Below are 17,050 nucleotides of genomic sequence, written 5' to 3'. Positions count from 1 at the left end.
CCTCGGGCCATGGCCTGTCACTTGAGGAGTCTAAAGGCAGTGGATGACCCGGGGGCGGCGGATGAGGGGCAGCTCATACCGAGGTTGTGTGCGAATACGGTGACGTCGGGGTCTATGACCTGGTGCTGGGCAGTACCGGTTCCATGGTCTGCCAGCGGGAGATCTCACACCCGTCGGCCCGGGTGAAGGTCGCGTCGACGGCCCGCCCGTGCCAAGTCCCGGTGACCCGCGCGGTCGCCGATCCCCCGTACTGCTGGGTGCACATCTGTCCCTCGGGTACGGGTGCGAACGGGTTCACACCCTCCCGGGCGAGGGCGTCGAGCCGGTCGCAGGCCGCCTCGGCGGAGGGGTGGGTGCCGCCGGTCGGCGCGCACTCCAACTGGTAGCGGCCGTCGGTACGGGTGTTCCCGGTCTCGGACACGATGACGGTCAGCCGGTCCGCCTCGCTCCGGGCCGCGTTCTGGGCGGGGCCCTCGGCCACGGACAGGAGCGGGGTGAGCGGGAAGGGCAGCTCGACGGCCCCGGCGACGGGGACGGCGGTGGCGAGCACGGCGAGGGAGGCGGTGGCGGCCAGGGCGATGCGGTTGGGCATGGATATCTCCTGGGGCGTGAGGAAGCACGGGACGGTGCCCGGGGGACCCCGCTCCGGGGTCCCACCGCTTCTAACGCTCCGTGCGCGGGTGCGTTGCGCAACCGGAGGGAGGCCGAGCGGGCTGCCGGCCGGCTCTGCCGAGCGGTCTGCCGGGCGGGAGGCTCATCGGACTGATCGGTCTGATCGGTCTGATCCGGCTGCCGTGCGGGTCCGGGTCCGGTCTGATCCGGCTGCCGGGCGGGAGACTGACCGAGGTGCCGGGCGGGTCGGGGGCCGGGGCCCGGGATCCGATCCCCACCCGCCCCGCCGACCCCACCGCCCCGCCCTTTCCCCCGATTCATCCCTTTGCCCTGTGGCCTCCGCGCCTAGTACCGTGGACGGCGATTGGTGACACGCCGCGTGACTGTGTCATCATCGGCACGCACCATCCGCGCCTGCGCGGGTGTGCTGGAGGCGTCGCCTAGTCCGGTCTATGGCGCCGCACTGCTAATGCGGTTTGGGTCTTAAAGCCCATCGAGGGTTCAAATCCCTCCGCCTCCGCCAGCGTGATCACTGAAGCCCCGGCCGTCACGGCCGGGGCTTCAGTGCTGTCCGGGTTCCCCGCGGCCCTCCGTTTTCACCGGGCGATTTCTGCGTTTTCGCAGGTCAGGCGGGGTGTGCTTAACGGATTTCACCTGACGGCGCAGGTCATGTAATGTTGTTCCCGCAACGCCAACCGGGAAGAAAAGCCCGGGAAGCACAAGCACTCGTAGCTTAACGGATAGAGCATCTGACTACGGATCAGAAGGTTGCAGGTTCGAATCCTGCCGAGTGCACAGCAGACCAGAGGCCCCGGACGAAAGTCCGGGGCCTCTGGTGTTTCCGGGGTTACGGCTGCGAAGTACGGCAGCGAGGTGTAGGCGGCGGGCCGGGTCGGGTCGGTGGGGGCGGGAGTCGTGGCCCCCGAGGCGTCGCGGTGGGCGCGGGGGCGGGCGGGGTTCGAGGGTGGCGGACGTCGCGTTTGCAACGCGTAGATTCAGCCACTGCCCCCACGTGCGGATATCCCCTGTGGCATGCGGCTGCGCAAGGCGCTCTTGGGCCCTCGGGCGGCTGGAAGTCGGCGTATCGGGCGCAATGGTTTCGGTGGGCTCGGGTACTCTCCCCGTTTTCGGTCCCAAAGTTGCGACGGAGGTACGTATGACGTGGCGGTGCTCCGGGCTGGGGTGGCCCCAAGGGGCGCGGATGGCCGTGCTGCGCTGGGAGGGCGGTCGGGTCAGCCCGCTGCTCGCCGGGAAGGCCCTCGGCTTCCGTGCCGAGGGTGAGCGGCGGTGCGTCGGCGCCCGGGGGAACACCTGTCCGCTCTCCGCCGCCGTGTCCGCGCGGGTCACCCAGCCGCGGTGTGCCGAGTGCGCCCGGCTGGAACGGGCCCATTCCGTCGCCGCCGACACCCTGCTCGATGATCCCCGTACCTACCGTGTCTATCTCGCCTGGTTCGGGCCCGGCATGGTCAAGGTCGGGATCACCGGCGAGGAGCGCGGCTCCGCGCGGCTGCTGGAGCAGGGTGCCGTGGTCTTCAGTTGGCTGGGGCGCGGCCCCCTGATGGCCGCCCGGCGCACCGAGGAGGTGCTCCGGGGTGCGCTGGGGGTGCCGGACCGGATTCCGTACGCGGACAAGCGGTCCGTGCGCGCCGGGCTGCCGGGCGCCGCCGAGCGGGTGGCCGAGATCGAGGAGCTGCACCGGCGGGCCCGCGCGGTCGGTGGCTGGGCGGAGACCCTGGAACCGCTCGGCTGTGAGCCCGTCGATCACACCGGGGTGTTCGGTCTCGACGGGCTGACCACCGCGACCTCCGTCGTACGCGAACTCTGTGACGGCGGCGCCGTCGCCGGGACCCTGCTCGCGGTCGCCGGGCCCGATCTCCATCTGCGGACCGAGGGGGACGGCCATATCGTGCTCGACACCCGGCTGATGGGCGGTTGGTCCCTCATCGGTGCGGACCCGTCCGCGGGGGTCTCGGTGCCGACCACCGACGTCACCGTGCAGGGCGGATTGTTCTGAGCCGGGCGGCGGCGGGGCGCGAGGGGGATCGCCGGCGCGGACCGCACGACGAGGAGAGCGCCGGCGTACGGGAGTTCTGGGGCCGGCTCGGACTGCCCGGCCTGATCGACGTCCACACGCATTTCATGCCCGAGCGCGTCCTCGACAAGGTGTGGGCCTACTTCGACGCGGCAGGGCCGCTCATCGGGGAGCCCTGGCCCATCACCTACCGGTACGAGGAGGAGCGGCGCAGCGCCGTCCTCCGGGCGTTCGGGGTACGCGCGCACACGGCGATGCTCTACCCGCACAAGGCGTCCATGGCGGCCTGGCTCAACGGTTGGGCCGCCGATTTCGCCGCCCGCGAGCCGCGCTGTCTGCACACCGCCACCTTCTTCCCCGAGGACGGCGTCGGCGCGTACGTCCGAGAGGCGGTGGAGCGCGGTGCCCGGGTCTTCAAGGCGCATCTGCAGGTGGGGGCGTACGACCCCAATGATCCACTCCTTGACCCCGTCTGGGGGCTGCTGTCCGACGCCGGAGTGCCCGTCGTGACCCACTGCGGGTCCGGTCCGGTGCCCGGCGCGCACACCGGTCCCGAGCCCATCGGGCGGCTGCTCGCCCGCCACCCCCGGCTGCGGATCGTCGTCGCGCATCTGGGGATGCCCGAGTACACCGAATTCCTCGACCTCGCCGATCGGTACCCAGAGGTGCGGCTCGACACCACCATGGCCCTCACCGATTTCAGCGAGCGCCGCGCGCCGTTCCCCCGGAGCGAGCTGCCCCGGCTCGCCGCCCTCGGGGACCGGATTCTCCTCGGCAGCGACTTCCCGAACATCCCCTACCCGTACCGCCATCAGCTCGACGCCCTCGAAGCCCTCGGTCTCGGCGACGACTGGCTCCGGGCGGTCTGTCACGACAACGCCCGCGCGCTGTTCGGGCTGCCCGGCGAGTAGCGGGGGCGGAAGCGGCGGGGCGGTGGGAGTTCTCAGGGAAAACACGGCGGCGGTTCTTAGGGAAAACACAGAGAGCCGCAAGGCCGCTTTCAGGGCGGGGCACCAGTGTGACCGCCATGACCATCATCTCGCCCCAGGGCCGCACCGCGATGCTCGGACCGGACGGAGCCCCCGTCCGGGTGCTGGTTGTCGACGACGGGGCCGCGCTCGGTGAACTCCTGTCGATGACCCTGCGGTACGAGGGGTGGGAGGTCCGCGTGGCCGGTGACGGCGCCGGGGCGGTGCGCGCCGTACGGGACGCCCGGCCGGACGTCGTGGTGCTCGACCTGGCGCTGCCGGGTCGGGACGGGCTCGCGGTGCTGGGGCGGCTGCGGCGGGAGATACCCGATGTGCCGGTCCTCTTTCTGACCGCGCGGGATTCCGGTGGCGATCGGATCGCCGGGCTCACCGCGGGGGGCGACGACCATGTGACCAAGCCGTTCGCGCTGGAGGACGTCGTGGCCAGGCTGCGGGGGCTGATCCGGCGTTCCGGGGCCGCTGCCGCCGCCGTACGGGCCGAGTCCGTGCTCACCGTCGGTGATCTGATGCTCGACGAGGACAGCCGTGAGGTCTTCCGGGACGGCGACTCGATCCATCTGACCGCCACCGAGTTCGAGCTGCTGCGCTATCTGATGCGGAACCCCCGGCGGGTGCTCAGCAAGGCGCAGATCCTCGACCGCGTGTGGTCGTACGACTTCGGGGGTCAGGCCAATGTGGTCGAGCTGTACATCTCCTATCTGCGGAAGAAGATCGACGCCGGGCGGGCGCCGATGATCCACACCCGGCGTGGGGCCGGCTATCTGATCAAGCCGGGGGAGTGAGGGGGCTCGGGGCTGAGGGGCTCTGGGGGCTGAGGGGATGCGGGCTAAGGGGATGCGAGGAGGGGTGGGCCGGGCGGGGCAGCGCCGGGAGGGTCTGTCCCGGGCGGGGGCGCCGGGCGGAGCGCGCGGGGTACCGGGAGTCACGGAGGGAGCGGTGCGGGGAGCCGCGGTCAGGGGTGCGCGGGGGGTCGCGCGATAACTGGCTATACAGCGTATGGCTGGCCTTGTACGGTGTACGAGTTGCCCCGCCCCGTACGCTGTATAAGGAGTGCCCATGACGGCGCCGACCCTCGGCACCCCCCTGGCCCCGACCGGCCATCCTCAGCGCTGGCTGATCCTCGGCGTCATCTGCCTCGCCCAGCTCACCGTGCTGCTCGACAACACGATCCTCAGCGTGGCCATCCCCTCCCTCAACCGGGAACTGGACGCCTCCGCCACCGACATCCAGTGGATGATCAACGCCTACTCGCTGGTCCAGTCCGGACTCCTCCTCACCGCGGGTAACGCCGCCGACCGCTACGGCCGCAAGAAGCTGCTGGTCGCTGGGCTCGTACTGTTCGGCATCGGTTCGCTGGCAGCCGGGCTGGCCCAGTCGTCCGGCCAGCTCATCGCCGCCCGCGCGGGCATGGGCGTCGGCGGCGCGCTGCTGATGACCACGATCCTCGCCGTCATCGTCCAGATCTTCGACGACAGCGAGCGCGTCAAGGCCATCGCCCTCTGGTCCACCGTCAGCTCCCTCGGCTTCGCCGCTGGTCCGCTGATCGGCGGGGTCATGCTCGACCACTTCTGGTGGGGCGCGATCTTCCTGATCAACCTCCCCGTGGTGGCACTGGCCCTCATCGCCGTGATCACCCTGGTGCCCGAGTCCAAGAACCCGCAGAGCACCCGGCCCGACCTGTTCGGCGCGCTGCTCTCCACCATCGGTATGAGCGCCACCGTCTACGCGATCATCTCCGGGCCCGAGCACGGCTGGACCTCCACCGAGGTCCTGGTGTCGGCCACCGTCGGTGTGCTGGTGCTCGGCGGCTTCGTCCGGTGGGAGCTGAGCATTCCGCACCCCATGCTGGACATGCACTTCTTCCGCGACCGGCGCTTCATCGGAGCCGTCGCGGGCTCCATCCTCGTCGCCTTCGGCATGGGCGGCTCGCTCTTCCTGCTGACCCAGCACCTCCAGTTCGTCCTCGGCTACGGACCACTGGACGCGGGTCTCCGTACGGCTCCGCTCGCGCTGACCATCGTCGCCCTCAACCTGACCGGTATCGGCGCGCGGCTGCTGATCCGGCTCGGCACCCCGGTGACGATCGCCGCCGGAATGACCCTGGTCTCCTCCGGGCTCGCCGCCATCGCCCTGCTCGGTGGGGACGGATACGGCGGGATGTTCATTGGCCTGGTGATCATGGGTGCGGGCATCGCGCTCTCCATGCCGGCTATGGCCAACGCGATCATGAGCGCGATCCCGCTGGAGAAGGCGGGCGTGGGCGCCGGCATCAACGGCACCCTCGCGGAGTTCGGCAACGGTCTCGGCGTCGCCGTGCTCGGCGCGGTCCTCAACTCCCGGTTCGCCGCGCTCGTGACCGGCGCGGCGGGGGCGGCCTCACTGCCCGCGGCCCTCGCGGCGGCGGACGGCGCGGCCGAGCGGGAGCAGGTCTCGGCGGCCTTCGCCTCGGGGCTGGAGACGAGTCAGCTCGTCGGGGCGGTCGCGGTACTGACCGGTGGGCTGCTGGCCGCGACGCTGCTGCGGCGCGCGGAGCGGGCAGACGCGCCCGGGGCGGCGGCATAGCATCGGGACCGGGCAGAGCTGCCCATTCCGGCTCTGCCGGTCCATTCGGAGGAGCCGAGGAGGATGGCGCGATGGTGAGTGCGGCCGACCACGCGAAGGGTCCCACGCGGGCCAGTGTGTGGGTGCAGAGCAGGGCCGACCGCGGGCGGAGGTCGGGCCAGCCGGCCGGCCTCGACCGCGCGAAGATCATTGACGCGACCGTACGGCTGCTGGACACGGAGGGCGCGACGAAGTTCTCCATGCGGAGGCTCGCCGCCGAACTGGACGTCACGGCGATGTCCGTCTACTGGTACGTGGACACCAAGGACGACCTCCTCGAACTCGCGCTGGACGAGGTCTTCGGCCGGATGCGGCTGCCGGACCTGAGCGCGGAGGACGCCTGGCGGGAACAACTGCGCACCCTGGCCACGGAGTACCGGGCGATGCTGGTGCGGCATCCGTGGGTGCCCGCGCTGATCGGCTCGTTCCTGAACATCGGACCGCGCTCGATCGCGTTCTCGCTGGCCGTGCAGCAGGTGATGGGGAACACCGGACTGCCGCCGAACGGTCAGATGGGCGGTCTCGCGGCGGTGTTCCAGTTCGTGTACGGGTTCGGCACGGTCGAGAGCAATTTCGTACGGCGGTGCGCGGAGGCGGGCGTGAGCCAGGACGAGTACCTCCGAAACGCGCTGGGGACGATGCGGGCGGAACAGGGCGGGGAGACGGGGGCGGGGGAGGGGTTCGACGAATTCCTGGACGCGGCGGCGCAGTACTCGGAGGCGATGGAGGGGCGGAACGGGGACACCGTGGAGGAGTTGCGGGAACGGGACTTCGAGTACGCGCTGGAGCTGTTGGTGGCGGGTATCGAAGCGATGGTGGCGCGGGGGTAGGGGGTTGGGCCCCCGGGGGCCCGGGCCCTGCGCCCTGCGCCCGTGTCCTGGGCTCGGCTCCCCTGGGCGCCTGGTCCGCGGGGCCCCGGGTTGGTGCCTTCAGCTCCTCCGGCGCGGGGTCTTCGTGGGCCCCAGCCCCCTGGGTTGGAGGGTCCGTCCTCAAACGCCGGACGGGCTGGATTGCTGGGCCCCGGGGTGGGTCTTCAAGCGTCGGACGGGCTGGATTGCTGGGCCCCGGGGTGGGTCTTCAAGCGTCGGACGGGCTGGATTGCTGGGCCCCGGGGTGGGTCTTCAAGCGTCGGACGGGCTGGATTGCTGGGCCCCGGGGTCCGTCCTCAAGCGCCGGACGGGCTGGATTCTCGGGCCCCGGGTGTGTCCTCAAGCGTCGGACGGGCTGGATTGCCGGGCCTCGGGTGGGTCCTCAAGCGTCGGACGGGCTGGATTTGTTCGAGGGGTCCGTCCTTAGGCGCTGGACGGCTGGATTGCTGGGCCCCCAGGGTCCGTCCTCAAGCGCCGGGCGGGCTGGATTCTTGGGCCCGGGTTCGTTCTCAAGCGTCGGACGGGGTGGATTGCTGGGTGGTGTGGCTTTTCAGGGCGACCTCCTTGATGAACAGCGTCACCACGAAGGCCAGCAGCGCGAAGGGCGCCGAGTACAGGAAGACGTCGGCCACACCGTGCCCGTACGCCGCCTCCATCACCGTCCGCAGCGGCTCCGGCAGGGTCGACATGTCCGGGATGCCGCCGCCGGTCGCGTTTTCCGCGAAGGCCGAGCCCTTCGGGCCCAGTGCGGTCAGGCCGTCCTGCACGTAGTGGGTGACCCGGGTGCCGAGCACCGCCCCCAGTGCAGAGACCCCGATCGCGCCACCCAGCGAGCGGAAGAACGTGACCACCGACGAGGCCGCGCCGAGGTCTTCCTGGGACACCTGGTTCTGGGTGCAGAGGACGAGGTTCTGCATCATCATGCCGAGGCCGAGCCCGAGTACGCCCATGGAGACGGCGAGGTGCCAGTACACCGTGTCGTGGCGCATGGTGCCCAGCAGGCCCAGGCCCGCCGTCGCCAGCACACCGCCACTGACCAGCCACGCCTTCCAGCGGCCCGTCTTGGTGATGATCCAGCCGGAGGCCGTCGACGAGATGAACAGGCCCACGATCATCGGGATCGTCATCACCCCGGACATCGTGGGCGTCTCACCCCGGGCGAGCTGGAAGTACTGGCTGAAGAACACCGTCCCGGCGAACATCGCGACACCGACGAAGAGCGAGGCGAGTGAGGCGAGGGTGATGGTTCGGTTGCGGAACAGCCGCAGCGGGATGATCGGTTCGCTCGCCCGGGACTCGGTGTAGAGGAAGGCCGCGCCGAGCAGGATCGCGCCGCCCACCATCGCGGCGGTCTGCCAGGACGCCCACGCGTATTTGTCGCCCGCGAAGGTCACCCAGACCAGCAGCACCGACACGGCCGCGCTGATCAGGAAGGCGCCCGTCCAGTCGATCCGGACCTTCCGCTTCACCACCGGGAGTTTCAGCGTCTTCTGGAGGACCACCAGGGCGATGAGCGCGAACGGCACGCCGACGTAGAAGCACCAGCGCCAGCCGAGCCACTCGGTGTCGGTGATGACCCCGCCGAGGAGGGGACCGCCGACCGTTGCGACAGCGAATGTGGCGCCCAGGTAGCCGCTGTACCTGCCACGTTCCCGGGGGGAGATCATCGCGGCCATGATGATCTGCGCGAGGGCGGTGAGGCCGCCGACACCGATGCCCTGGACGACCCGGCAGGCGATGAGCATCCCGGTGCTCTGCGCCAGGCCGGCCACCACCGAGCCCGCCACGTAGATGAGCAGGGCTATCTGGACCAGGAGCTTCTTGCTGAACTGGTCCGCCAGCTTGCCCCAGAGCGGGGTCGTCGCAGTCATCGACAGCAGCGCCGCGGTGACCACCCAGGTGTAGGCGCTCTGCCCGCCGCCGAGGTCGTTGATGATCTGGGGCAGGGCGTTGGAGACGATCGTCGACGACAGGATGGCGACGAACATGCCGAGCAGCAGCCCGGACAGCGCCTCCATGATCTGCCGGTGGGTCATCGGGGCGCCGCTGTCGGCCGGTGCGTGCCGCTCGGCCTGGCCGCCCCGCACACCGGACGGTGTGGTCATAGCCATAGGAGTCCTCTTCTTACGTGTCGTCGTGCGGCGTACGTGTGCTGCCCGGCCCCCGCTACGCCTCGTCCGGGAGCATGCGGCAGTCCCCGAAGGAGTCGCGCAGCCGGGCGAGCATCGTGATCAGCTCTTCGACCTCGGCGTCGGACCAGTCGTGGAGGTGGCGGGCGAACATATCGGCCGTCCGACCGGTGAGTCCGTCGAGCATCGCCACGCCCGCCGGAGTCAGCCGCAGCAGGCGTGAGCGCTTGTCACCGGGGTCGGGGGCGCGTTCGATCCAGCCCCGCTCGACGACATGGGCGACATGCCGGCTGGTCACGGACATATCGACGGCGAGCAGCTCGGCGAGCCGGCTGAGCCGCATCTCGCCGTGCCGGTTGAGCAGTGAGAGCACGGCGGCGGGGCCGGACGGGCACTCCACGGGCAGCAGCCGCGCGAGGCCGCGGCGCACCGAGCCGATGGCGCTGAGCTGGCGGGCCAGCTCCGTGTACTGGCTCGGTGCGGCCACGGCCGGTTCCCCTCCCTGAATCTTGTTGCTTAGGGCAACCATAGATTCCGTTGGTTGCTACAGGCAACCGAAAGCGGGGCTTGCAGTAGTAAAGGAAGTCAAAAGGGAGGCGACGAGGCCCCCTCACCCTGCCGGGCCACTTCAGATCGCCGGCCTCGGCGGCCGGGTGCGGTTACCGGTGCGCGGCCAGGAACGGCAGGACGACGTCGGCCATCTCGTCGGGCACTTCCTCCGCCAGATCGTGGCCGGCGTCGAATACGTGTCCGGTGACGTCGTGGGCCATGAGTCGCATCTGGGACTCGTTGCGGTCGCCGATGAACGCGGATCCGCCGAGCGCCAGAACCGGGATGTCCAGCTTCTTCTGTGCGGCCTGCCGGTTCTGTTCTGCGTCGACGAGCATGGCCCGGTAGATCGAGAGCATCGCGCGGATGCCGCCGGGCATGGAGTAGCAGCGCACGTATTCTTCGACCGCGTCGGAGGTGGCGCTGTCGGGGTGGCTGCGCTCGAACTTGATCATGTAGGTGATCAGCTCGCGCTCGTGTCCGGCGATCAGCATCTCGGGTATGTCCGGCTGGAAGTAGAAGCCCAGGTGCCACAGGTGCATGCCGCTGGAGACGTTCTCGGGGGTGAGGGCGGTGTGGTCCTCGAAGCCGAATCCGGGGAACAGCGCCTCGGCGAAGACGAGAGCGGTGACGTGGTCACGGTGGCGGGCGGCGAGCTGGTAGCCGATCACCGCGCCCCAGTCCTCGCCCGCCACGGCGTATGTCTCGTGTCCGAGGTGGGTCATCAGCTCGGCGATGTCATCGCTCATCGTCGCGGAGTCATAGCCGTCCGAGGGGCGGGCGGAGTCGCCGAGACCGCGAAGGTCCGGGACGACGACGGTGTAGTGGGGGGTCAGCCTCGAAACGAGGTGGCGCCAGTGGTAGCCGGTCTTGGGCACGCCGTGCAGGAGCACCACCGCAGGGCCGGACCCCGCTGTGCGGTAGTGCAGACTCGTTCCGTTGACGGCGGCTCGCCCCGTGCGGACGGGCGTTCCTTCATGGTCGAGCATCATGTTTTCCAACCTTCCTGGTGGGCTTTGCGATGCGGGTGTCAGTGGGCTTGCGGAGGGTCGACGAGGGTCACCAGACGGCTCGGCCCGGTGCCGTCCGTGGTTGTCCGGGCCGAGGGCCAGCGGCTGCCGCCGACAGCGGGTGTTTTCGGGATGGGCGCGGGGGCACGGGTCCTCCTCGGTTCTCGATGAAGTAGCGGTGGACGTCGCCGGATCGCGTGTCTGTGCGGCCTCCGGGTCTTTTCTGGATCGCCCGATACAGTTTGCGGGCATGAAAAAGTCAGCCGAGGGCGGTCAGGGCGACCTCCACGAGGGGTTCGAGGGCACGGGCATCCGGGGTGATCTTCGAGGAGACCAGCAGTCCGTTGAGGAACGTGACGAGGTAGGCGGCCAGCGTGTGCGGGTCGTACCGCGCCGCGATCTCACCCCGCTCCGCCGCGACCCGCAGCACCTCCGCGAGCGCGTCCCGACTGGCGTCCTGCATGTCCCGCACGGTGCGCCGGATCGCAGCGTCCTTCGGCAGGCGCTCGCAGGCGGCATTGACCGCCAGGCAGCCCCGGCCGTCCTCCTCCACGGCGATCCGGACCCGCTCGACCAGCATCGTACGGATCGCGGAGCGGGCATCCGCCCCCTCCTCCAGGCTGCGCAGGGCGGCCGCCGCGAGGGTGGTGCGGTAGTGCTCCAGCGCCGCCCGGTACAGGCCGTCCTTGTCGCCGAACGCGGCATACAGGGATCCCTGCCCGATCCCCAGGTGCTGGGTCAGGTCGCGAACCGAGGTGGCCTCATAGCCGCGCATCCAGAACAGTTCCATGGCGCGGCTCACCGCCGCCTCCGTGTCGAACTCCCGGGTCCTCGCCATGACTCCACCGTAAGCTATCTGGATCGTACGCTCAAGAAAAGAGCCCGTGGCCAATGTCGTGGCCCTCGGCGCGGAGCTGGGCGACAGTCGCGTCAGGGTGCGCCTGTTCCACAGCACCACGGCATTGACGACCGGGCCGAGGGCGGCGAGCGGTCGCTGAAATCCCGGTACCCGAACCGCTCCCGGATCTCCTGCGCGTGCTCGTACGGAGCCCCGCGCCGCTCCGGGTACCGCTTCACGCACGACGCGTCCCCGATACCGAGCTGCTCGGCAAGGTGCTCCACGACCTCCCACGGCACCGCCAGCGGACCGTCGGCCAGGAACCGGCCGGCGTGGCGGACCGTACAGACCTGCACCGCCATGCTCAGCCGGTGCGCGTCCGTACGACGCAGCGCGATCAGATCACGGTCGTCATCGTCGAGGAAGAAGAACCGCTCCAGCTCCGGGCGCGTGGGCACCTCGGTGAACGTCCCGTACGCCTCGGCCTGCTCACCGGTTAAGAACTCCACTGGCACGAAGCGGACCGTAGCCAGCACCAGCACCAGCACCAGCACCAGCACCAGCGCCCGCCCGGCGACCTTTCCGCGAACCCCAGCGGAGCCTCCGGCCGATGCGCTGGCCGACCGAGATCAATCTCAGTGGCACTTTCTGTACCTCAACTACTCACACCCGGGTGCGGGCGGATGCGGGCGGGTGCGCATGGCGCGTCGGCGAACGGACCGGTGGACGGATGGAAGTGCGGGGGGTGCGCCCGGGGGTTGGGCCGTACACCCGGGTTCGCTAGGGTCGTGCCCCATGGCACACAACCCCCATGCTCCCCAGGGCCAGGGCCCCCAGGGCAACAACGACCCGGCCGGCAGCACCCAGATGTTCCGCGCCTTCGTCGACGACGGCGCGCCCCAGGGCCGCCGTCAGGCGGCGCCCGCGCAGTCCGGCCCCAAGGTCGGACTGATCGTCGGGGTCGTCGCGGCGATCGTGATCGTGGCCGCGGTGGCCTGGCTGGCGCTGAAGTAGCGCCTCAGCCGAAGTGGCGCCTCCAGCGGGGCAGCGCCCCGCAAGGGCCGAGGCTCGCGGGAGGCCGGGCGACGGGCGCGCGGCTCCGCAGAAGGGCCCGCACACCTCAAGCCCCCGCGCGTAACGGTCCGCCCTCCATCGCCGGGCAGGCTGAATGCAGTCGCGCCGGGGGTCCCGCCCCGGACGAAGTCCGGGGGAGATTGAGGTGCGGGGCACGGGGTGGCGCCTCAGCCGAAGTGCCGCCCCACCGGGTTCACTTCCAGACGGCGGCGAGGTCCTGCGTCTCGATCCGCATCCCGAGCGGTACCCGCCACGCGTCCACACAGACGGTGTACGAGGCGGTGCGCGCCGCACCCGCTCCGATGGGCGTCGGCAGCGGCTGACGGGACTCGATCGTCGCCCAGTCGACGCCGAGCGCCCCGATGATGTGGGTGCCGAAGGTGACGGTGCCCGAAGTCACCGCCTCGCCACCGGTGTTGCGGAAGGCCACCGTCACCTTCTCGCACCACCGTCGGTCCAGGGCCGTACGGACCGGCTCCCCCAGCTTCAACACCGCGGCCCCCGGCGGTCGCGGCGACGGCGGCTTCACGGGCGGCGTCGGAGCGGGCGGGGCCGGTGGCGTCGGACGGGTCGGTGGGGAGGCGCCCGGGGGTGTGCCGGGCGGCGTCGTGACGGGTGGTGGTACGGGGGTCGGGGCGCCGGGCCCCCGGGCCTCAGAGCTGTCCGGCTGCGGAGTGCCCGGTGCGCTCGGGTCCGGGTCCGGGTGCGCGGAGCCGGCCGTGGCACCCGGAGCGCCGTCACCGGAGCCGGCCGCGTCCGGTCCCGTGCTGCCACCGGTCGGACGAGCGCTCGGACCGCCGGGTACACCGCCAGCGGGCCGCGCCGGACCGTCCAGCGGCACCAGCACGACTTCGCCCCGCGGTGGCACCGCTCCCGGTGCCCCCTCGGGGCCGGAACCGGCCGCGCCCACCGCCGCGTAACCATCGCCGTCACCGCTCCCGCAGGCGGTCAGCGCTCCACCCAGGCAGAGCGCCACCGTCGCGAGAGCCGTTCCCTGACGTCGTCGTCGCATCGCGACAGTGTGTCTGACGCACCGTCAACAAGGAAGCGGCCGGACCGCTGCCTTTCACGCGACGGACGACGAACAAGGAGTTGCCGACGGGGTCTACGGAGCACGGCCCACGGGCGGGCCGTGTGGGAGCGGCCCCGGGTCAGTCCGAGATCAGACCTTCTCGGAGCTGCGCGAGCGTCCGCGTCAGCAGCCGTGAGACGTGCATCTGCGAGATGCCGACCTCTTCGCCGATCTGCGACTGCGTCATATTCGCGAAGAACCGCAGCATGATGATCTGCCGCTCCCTCGGCGGGAGTTTGGCCAGCAGCGGCTTCAGCGATTCGCGGTACTCCACGCCTTCCAGCGCCGAGTCCTCGTAACCCAGCCGGTCCGCGAGCGAACCCTCGCCGCCGTCGTCCTCCGGAGAGGGCGAGTCCAGCGACGAAGCGGTGTAGGCGTTGCCGACGGCGAGGCCGTCGACGACCTCCTCCTCCGACACGCCGAGCACGGCTGCGAGTTCGGGCACGGTCGGGGAGCGGTCGAGGCGCTGCGCCAGCTCGTCGCTCGCCTTGGTCAGCGCGAGCCGCAGCTCCTGGAGCCGGCGCGGCACCCGCACCGACCACGAGGTGTCGCGGAAGAAGCGCTTGATCTCGCCCACGACGGTCGGCATCGCGAACGTCGGGAATTCCACGCCGCGTTCGCAGTCGAAGCGGTCGATGGCCTTGATCAGGCCGATCGTGCCGACCTGGACGATGTCCTCCATCGGTTCGTTACGGCTGCGAAAACGGGCCGCGGCGTAACGGACGAGGGGGAGGTTGAGTTCGATGAGTGTGTCGCGCACATAGGTGCGTTCCGGTGTGTCGCCCGCTCCATCGTTGTCCAGGGCACGGAGCCGCAGGAACAGGGAGCGGGAGAGCGTACGGGTGTCGATGGCTTCCGAGCTGTCGGGCACAACGGGTGCCGGAGCGCTCTTTGTGAGCGTAAGCACCTTTGAGCTGCCCAGTTCTGCGGACATGCCACCCCCTCTGAGGTCGCGGACGGTCGCGGTGGCCGCGACCAACGGAGGAACGCAGCCTGCACCTGAAATACCGGCGGCGAGGCTGCGGCAAACGCGTCTCTCGCAGAATGTCACATGTCGGCAACACGTCGAAGTGATTTGTCGACACGGTCAGAGTGAATCACCGCAGGAAGCAGGGGGTGTACGGGTACTGACGTCCCGAAAAGTCAGCGAAGGTCGCCCGCGCGGGGTATACCCGTTCCGACTACGCCTCGATTCTGTTTGCGGATCGCAATCGGGCGAAGCTCCGAGCGAGGAGCCTTGACACATGCATCTGCGAGACACCCAGTTCCTGGCTGATCTGCGACTGCGTCAGATTGCTGTAGTAACGCAGCATCAGGATCCGCTGCTCCCGCTCGGGCAGCTGTACGAGGAGATGGCGTACGAGATCCCGGTGCTCGACCCCCGCCAGCGCCGGGTCCTCGTACCCGAGCCGGTCGAGCAGTCCGGGCAGTCCATCGCCCTCCTGGGCGGCCTCCAGTGAGGTCGCGTGGTACGAACGGCCCGCCTCGATGCAGGCGAGGACCTCGTCCTCACCGATCTTCAACCGCTCGGCGATCTCCGCCGTGGTGGGCATCCGGCCGTGTGTCGTCGTCAGGTCCTCGGTGGCGCCGTTCACCTGTACCCACAGCTCGTGGAGGCGCCGGGGGACGTGCACGGTCCGTACGTTGTCCCGGAAGTACCGCTTGATCTCACCGACCACGGTGGGCATCGCGAAGGTCGGGAACTGCACCCCCCGGTCCGGGTCGAACCGGTCGATCGCGTTGATCAGCCCGATGGTGCCGACCTGGACGACGTCCTCCATCGGTTCGTTACGACTGCGAAAACGGGCCGCCGCGTACCGCACGAGCGGCAGATTGGCCTCGATCAGCGCCCCGCGCACCCGCGTGTGCTCCGGAGTGCCCGGGGCCAGTTCCTTCAGCTCGCCGAAGAGCACCTGGGTGAGGGCGCGGGTGTCGGCGCCCCGGCCACCGGGCCGGTTGGCGGCCGGGGTGAGGTCCGTGCCGGTGATCTCGGTGACGGTGATGTCCGGGATGTCCCCGACCTCTGCGGCGTCGGGGGCTCCGGTGCGCCCGCTCCCGGTCTCCGTCCTCCCGCTCTCCGTTCCTCTGGTGTCCGTCGGTCCGGCGTCTCTCGGTCCGGCGTCTCTCGTTCCGGCGTCCGGGGTGGTGGCGGTGGCGGGGATGTTCGGCGTGGTGAGGGGCGGGGCAGGGATGGCGTGGTCGGTGTCGTCCGTGATGGTGCTCGGGGCGGTGCGGATGCTCGGAGCGGCGGTGGGCGGATCGTCCGGTCGTTCGTTCTGGGGCGGCGCCTGAGGCGCGGTACTGGCCGGCACGGTTACGCCACCCCTTTGCGGTCAACTACGGTCAACTCATCCGTCAAAAGCGGTCATAGCATCACAAGACATGTCCACTGTGTGCAAGCACCAGATACCGCCGTGTTGAAGGCTAAGTTGACCGCTAAACCTCAAAAAGCCCCTTGCCACAGGGGCAGGGGGCCGTTGAGGAGGACCGTACGGAGCCCTGAGGACGGTCGTACGGACAGTCGTGCGAGTGGTGGCGCGGGGCGCCCGTACGGGCGGATCGTCGGGAGGACCCGGCCGGTGGCGTGTCCGGGCGGGAGGGTCAGAACTCGTAGTCGGCGATCACCCACGTGGCGAACTCCCGCCACCGTCCGGCCGCAGCCTGATGGGCCGGATGCTCGATGTACCGCGCCAGCGCATCGCGGTCGACCACGGCGGAGTTGATCGCGAAGTCGTACGCGATGGGCCGGTCGGTGATGTTCCAGGCGCACTCCCAGAACTCCAGCTCGGGCACCAGCCCGTCCAACTCCTGGAACGCCCGTACACCGGCGACCACGCGCGGCTCGTCGCGTGCGACGCCTTCATTGAGCTTGAAGAGGACCAGGTGGCGGATCAAGGCAACTCCTCGGGGGATCCGGCGTGGGGCTCGGCGAGGCTCGGGGCCCTCGCACGGGTCCTGGTGTACAGGGCCCCTAGTTGACGAGCTCGGTCATGAAATCGCCGACGCCCTTGGCGGCGTCTGATATGCCCTCGAACCCTATCTGGACCAGATCGGCGGCCTTGGCCGGGGACGTGATGATCGTGTAGAGCACGAACACGACGACGATGTAGATCACGATCTTCCGCGCTAGCGCCATTGGCCTTTCCTCCCGGCGATCTCTGAGACCCGTGCGTCTCTCCGCCGGCCGGTGCCTGACGTCCGAAGGATGATCGGGCCATGTGATCGTGGAGAGTCGCGGAAGTCTAACCGAGCCTTTAGGGACCAAGGGCCCGACG

16 protein-coding genes, 2 tRNA genes and 1 pseudogene are annotated in these 17,050 nt (G+C 70.1%); 8 read left to right on the top strand and 11 right to left on the bottom strand.

Going from position 1 to position 17,050, the window contains the following annotated elements; genetic code table 11:
• Positions 1-112 precede the first annotated feature (112 nt).
• Positions 113-592 carry an SSI family serine proteinase inhibitor gene (locus tag ACH4S7_RS12280; RefSeq protein ID WP_398521056.1) on the bottom strand — a complete coding sequence of 160 codons (480 nt, stop codon included), beginning with the start codon at positions 590-592 and terminating at the stop codon, positions 113-115.
• A 449-nt stretch (positions 593-1,041) separates the two neighbouring features.
• Between ACH4S7_RS12280 and ACH4S7_RS12275 the strand changes: the two genes are divergently transcribed.
• The 7 genes from ACH4S7_RS12275 to ACH4S7_RS12245 all read left to right on the top strand — a co-directional run bounded on the left by ACH4S7_RS12275 (position 1,042) and on the right by ACH4S7_RS12245 (position 7,064).
• Positions 1,042-1,135: transfer RNA gene (locus tag ACH4S7_RS12275), tRNA-Ser, on the top strand.
• 199 nt (positions 1,136-1,334) lie between these two features.
• Positions 1,335-1,407, top strand: a tRNA-Arg gene (locus ACH4S7_RS12270).
• Positions 1,408-1,813: 406 nt separating this feature from the next.
• On the top strand, positions 1,814-2,626 hold the full coding sequence (locus ACH4S7_RS12265; RefSeq protein ID WP_398521055.1) for a DUF2797 domain-containing protein: 813 nt from the start codon (positions 1,814-1,816) through the stop codon (positions 2,624-2,626).
• A 92-nt stretch (positions 2,627-2,718) separates the two neighbouring features.
• Complete coding sequence (locus ACH4S7_RS12260) at positions 2,719-3,555, top strand: amidohydrolase family protein (protein ID WP_398521366.1); 837 nt, start codon at positions 2,719-2,721, stop codon at positions 3,553-3,555.
• Between the two features lie 116 nt (positions 3,556-3,671).
• Positions 3,672-4,415: a response regulator transcription factor gene (locus ACH4S7_RS12255; protein ID WP_398521054.1), complete on the top strand. Its 744-nt coding sequence runs from the start codon at positions 3,672-3,674 to the stop codon at positions 4,413-4,415.
• 274 nt (positions 4,416-4,689) lie between these two features.
• The gene (locus ACH4S7_RS12250) at positions 4,690-6,195 is read left to right on the top strand and encodes an MFS transporter (protein ID WP_398521053.1); all 1,506 of its coding nucleotides are present in this window, start codon (positions 4,690-4,692) and stop codon (positions 6,193-6,195) included.
• A 71-nt stretch (positions 6,196-6,266) separates the two neighbouring features.
• On the top strand, positions 6,267-7,064 hold the full coding sequence (locus ACH4S7_RS12245) for a TetR/AcrR family transcriptional regulator (RefSeq protein ID WP_398521052.1): 798 nt from the start codon (positions 6,267-6,269) through the stop codon (positions 7,062-7,064).
• Between the two features lie 548 nt (positions 7,065-7,612).
• Here the strand turns inward: ACH4S7_RS12245 and ACH4S7_RS12240 are convergent.
• The 5 genes and pseudogenes from ACH4S7_RS12240 to ACH4S7_RS12220 all read right to left on the bottom strand — a co-directional run.
• Entirely contained in the window at positions 7,613-9,214 is a 1,602-nt protein-coding gene (locus ACH4S7_RS12240; RefSeq protein ID WP_398521051.1) for an MDR family MFS transporter, read from the bottom strand.
• A 55-nt stretch (positions 9,215-9,269) separates the two neighbouring features.
• Positions 9,270-9,719, bottom strand: coding sequence for a MarR family winged helix-turn-helix transcriptional regulator (locus ACH4S7_RS12235; protein WP_398521050.1), 450 nt, complete (start codon positions 9,717-9,719; stop codon positions 9,270-9,272).
• A 172-nt stretch (positions 9,720-9,891) separates the two neighbouring features.
• Entirely contained in the window at positions 9,892-10,773 is an 882-nt protein-coding gene (locus tag ACH4S7_RS12230; protein ID WP_398521049.1) for an alpha/beta fold hydrolase, read from the bottom strand.
• 277 nt (positions 10,774-11,050) lie between these two features.
• Entirely contained in the window at positions 11,051-11,629 is a 579-nt protein-coding gene (locus ACH4S7_RS12225) for a TetR/AcrR family transcriptional regulator (protein WP_398521048.1), read from the bottom strand.
• Between the two features lie 152 nt (positions 11,630-11,781).
• Positions 11,782-12,144, bottom strand: a pseudogene (locus ACH4S7_RS12220) (DUF4158 domain-containing protein); the annotation flags it as partial.
• Positions 12,145-12,424: 280 nt separating this feature from the next.
• On the opposite strand from ACH4S7_RS12220, the gene ACH4S7_RS12215 reads away from it, so the two are divergent.
• Entirely contained in the window at positions 12,425-12,643 is a 219-nt protein-coding gene (locus ACH4S7_RS12215) for a hypothetical protein (protein WP_398521047.1), read from the top strand.
• Positions 12,644-12,896: 253 nt separating this feature from the next.
• On the opposite strand, the gene ACH4S7_RS12210 is transcribed toward ACH4S7_RS12215, so the two are convergent.
• From ACH4S7_RS12210 to ACH4S7_RS12190, 5 genes are all read right to left on the bottom strand, one after another.
• Positions 12,897-13,715: a hypothetical protein gene (locus ACH4S7_RS12210; RefSeq protein ID WP_398521046.1), complete on the bottom strand. Its 819-nt coding sequence runs from the start codon at positions 13,713-13,715 to the stop codon at positions 12,897-12,899.
• 139 nt (positions 13,716-13,854) lie between these two features.
• Complete coding sequence (locus ACH4S7_RS12205; protein WP_398521045.1) at positions 13,855-14,709, bottom strand: RNA polymerase sigma factor SigF; 855 nt, start codon at positions 14,707-14,709, stop codon at positions 13,855-13,857.
• Positions 14,710-14,956: 247 nt separating this feature from the next.
• The gene (locus ACH4S7_RS12200; RefSeq protein ID WP_398521365.1) at positions 14,957-15,778 is read right to left on the bottom strand and encodes an RNA polymerase sigma factor SigF; all 822 of its coding nucleotides are present in this window, start codon (positions 15,776-15,778) and stop codon (positions 14,957-14,959) included.
• 598 nt (positions 15,779-16,376) lie between these two features.
• Positions 16,377-16,670 (bottom strand): Dabb family protein, encoded by a 294-nt coding sequence (locus tag ACH4S7_RS12195; protein WP_398521044.1) that lies wholly within the window; start codon positions 16,668-16,670, stop codon positions 16,377-16,379.
• Between the two features lie 76 nt (positions 16,671-16,746).
• Positions 16,747-16,911, bottom strand: a complete 165-nt coding sequence (locus ACH4S7_RS12190) for a hypothetical protein (protein WP_398521043.1) — start codon at positions 16,909-16,911, stop codon at positions 16,747-16,749.
• Positions 16,912-17,050 lie beyond the last annotated feature (139 nt).

The organism is Streptomyces sp. NPDC020965 (assembly GCF_044333555.1).
In the GTDB taxonomy this organism is placed as follows: domain Bacteria; phylum Actinomycetota; class Actinomycetes; order Streptomycetales; family Streptomycetaceae; genus Streptomyces.
The sequence above is the reverse complement of the archived record's forward strand: the minus strand, read 5'-3'. Positions and strand labels throughout refer to the sequence as shown.

Coding starts and splice junctions, on each gene's coding strand:
- ACH4S7_RS12245 (WP_398521052.1), top strand. CDS start 6,267: ATGGTGAGTGCGGCCGACCACGCGAAGGGTCCCACGCGGGCCAGTGTG.
- ACH4S7_RS12205 (WP_398521045.1), bottom strand. CDS start 14,709: ATGTCCGCAGAACTGGGCAGCTCAAAGGTGCTTACGCTCACAAAGAGC.
- ACH4S7_RS12240 (WP_398521051.1), bottom strand. CDS start 9,214: ATGGCTATGACCACACCGTCCGGTGTGCGGGGCGGCCAGGCCGAGCGG.
- ACH4S7_RS12255 (WP_398521054.1), top strand. CDS start 3,672: ATGACCATCATCTCGCCCCAGGGCCGCACCGCGATGCTCGGACCGGAC.
- ACH4S7_RS12250 (WP_398521053.1), top strand. CDS start 4,690: ATGACGGCGCCGACCCTCGGCACCCCCCTGGCCCCGACCGGCCATCCT.
- ACH4S7_RS12280 (WP_398521056.1), bottom strand. CDS start 592: ATGCCCAACCGCATCGCCCTGGCCGCCACCGCCTCCCTCGCCGTGCTC.
- ACH4S7_RS12225 (WP_398521048.1), bottom strand. CDS start 11,629: ATGGCGAGGACCCGGGAGTTCGACACGGAGGCGGCGGTGAGCCGCGCC.
- ACH4S7_RS12215 (WP_398521047.1), top strand. CDS start 12,425: ATGGCACACAACCCCCATGCTCCCCAGGGCCAGGGCCCCCAGGGCAAC.
- ACH4S7_RS12210 (WP_398521046.1), bottom strand. CDS start 13,715: ATGCGACGACGACGTCAGGGAACGGCTCTCGCGACGGTGGCGCTCTGC.
- ACH4S7_RS12190 (WP_398521043.1), bottom strand. CDS start 16,911: ATGGCGCTAGCGCGGAAGATCGTGATCTACATCGTCGTCGTGTTCGTG.
- ACH4S7_RS12230 (WP_398521049.1), bottom strand. CDS start 10,773: ATGATGCTCGACCATGAAGGAACGCCCGTCCGCACGGGGCGAGCCGCC.
- ACH4S7_RS12265 (WP_398521055.1), top strand. CDS start 1,814: ATGGCCGTGCTGCGCTGGGAGGGCGGTCGGGTCAGCCCGCTGCTCGCC.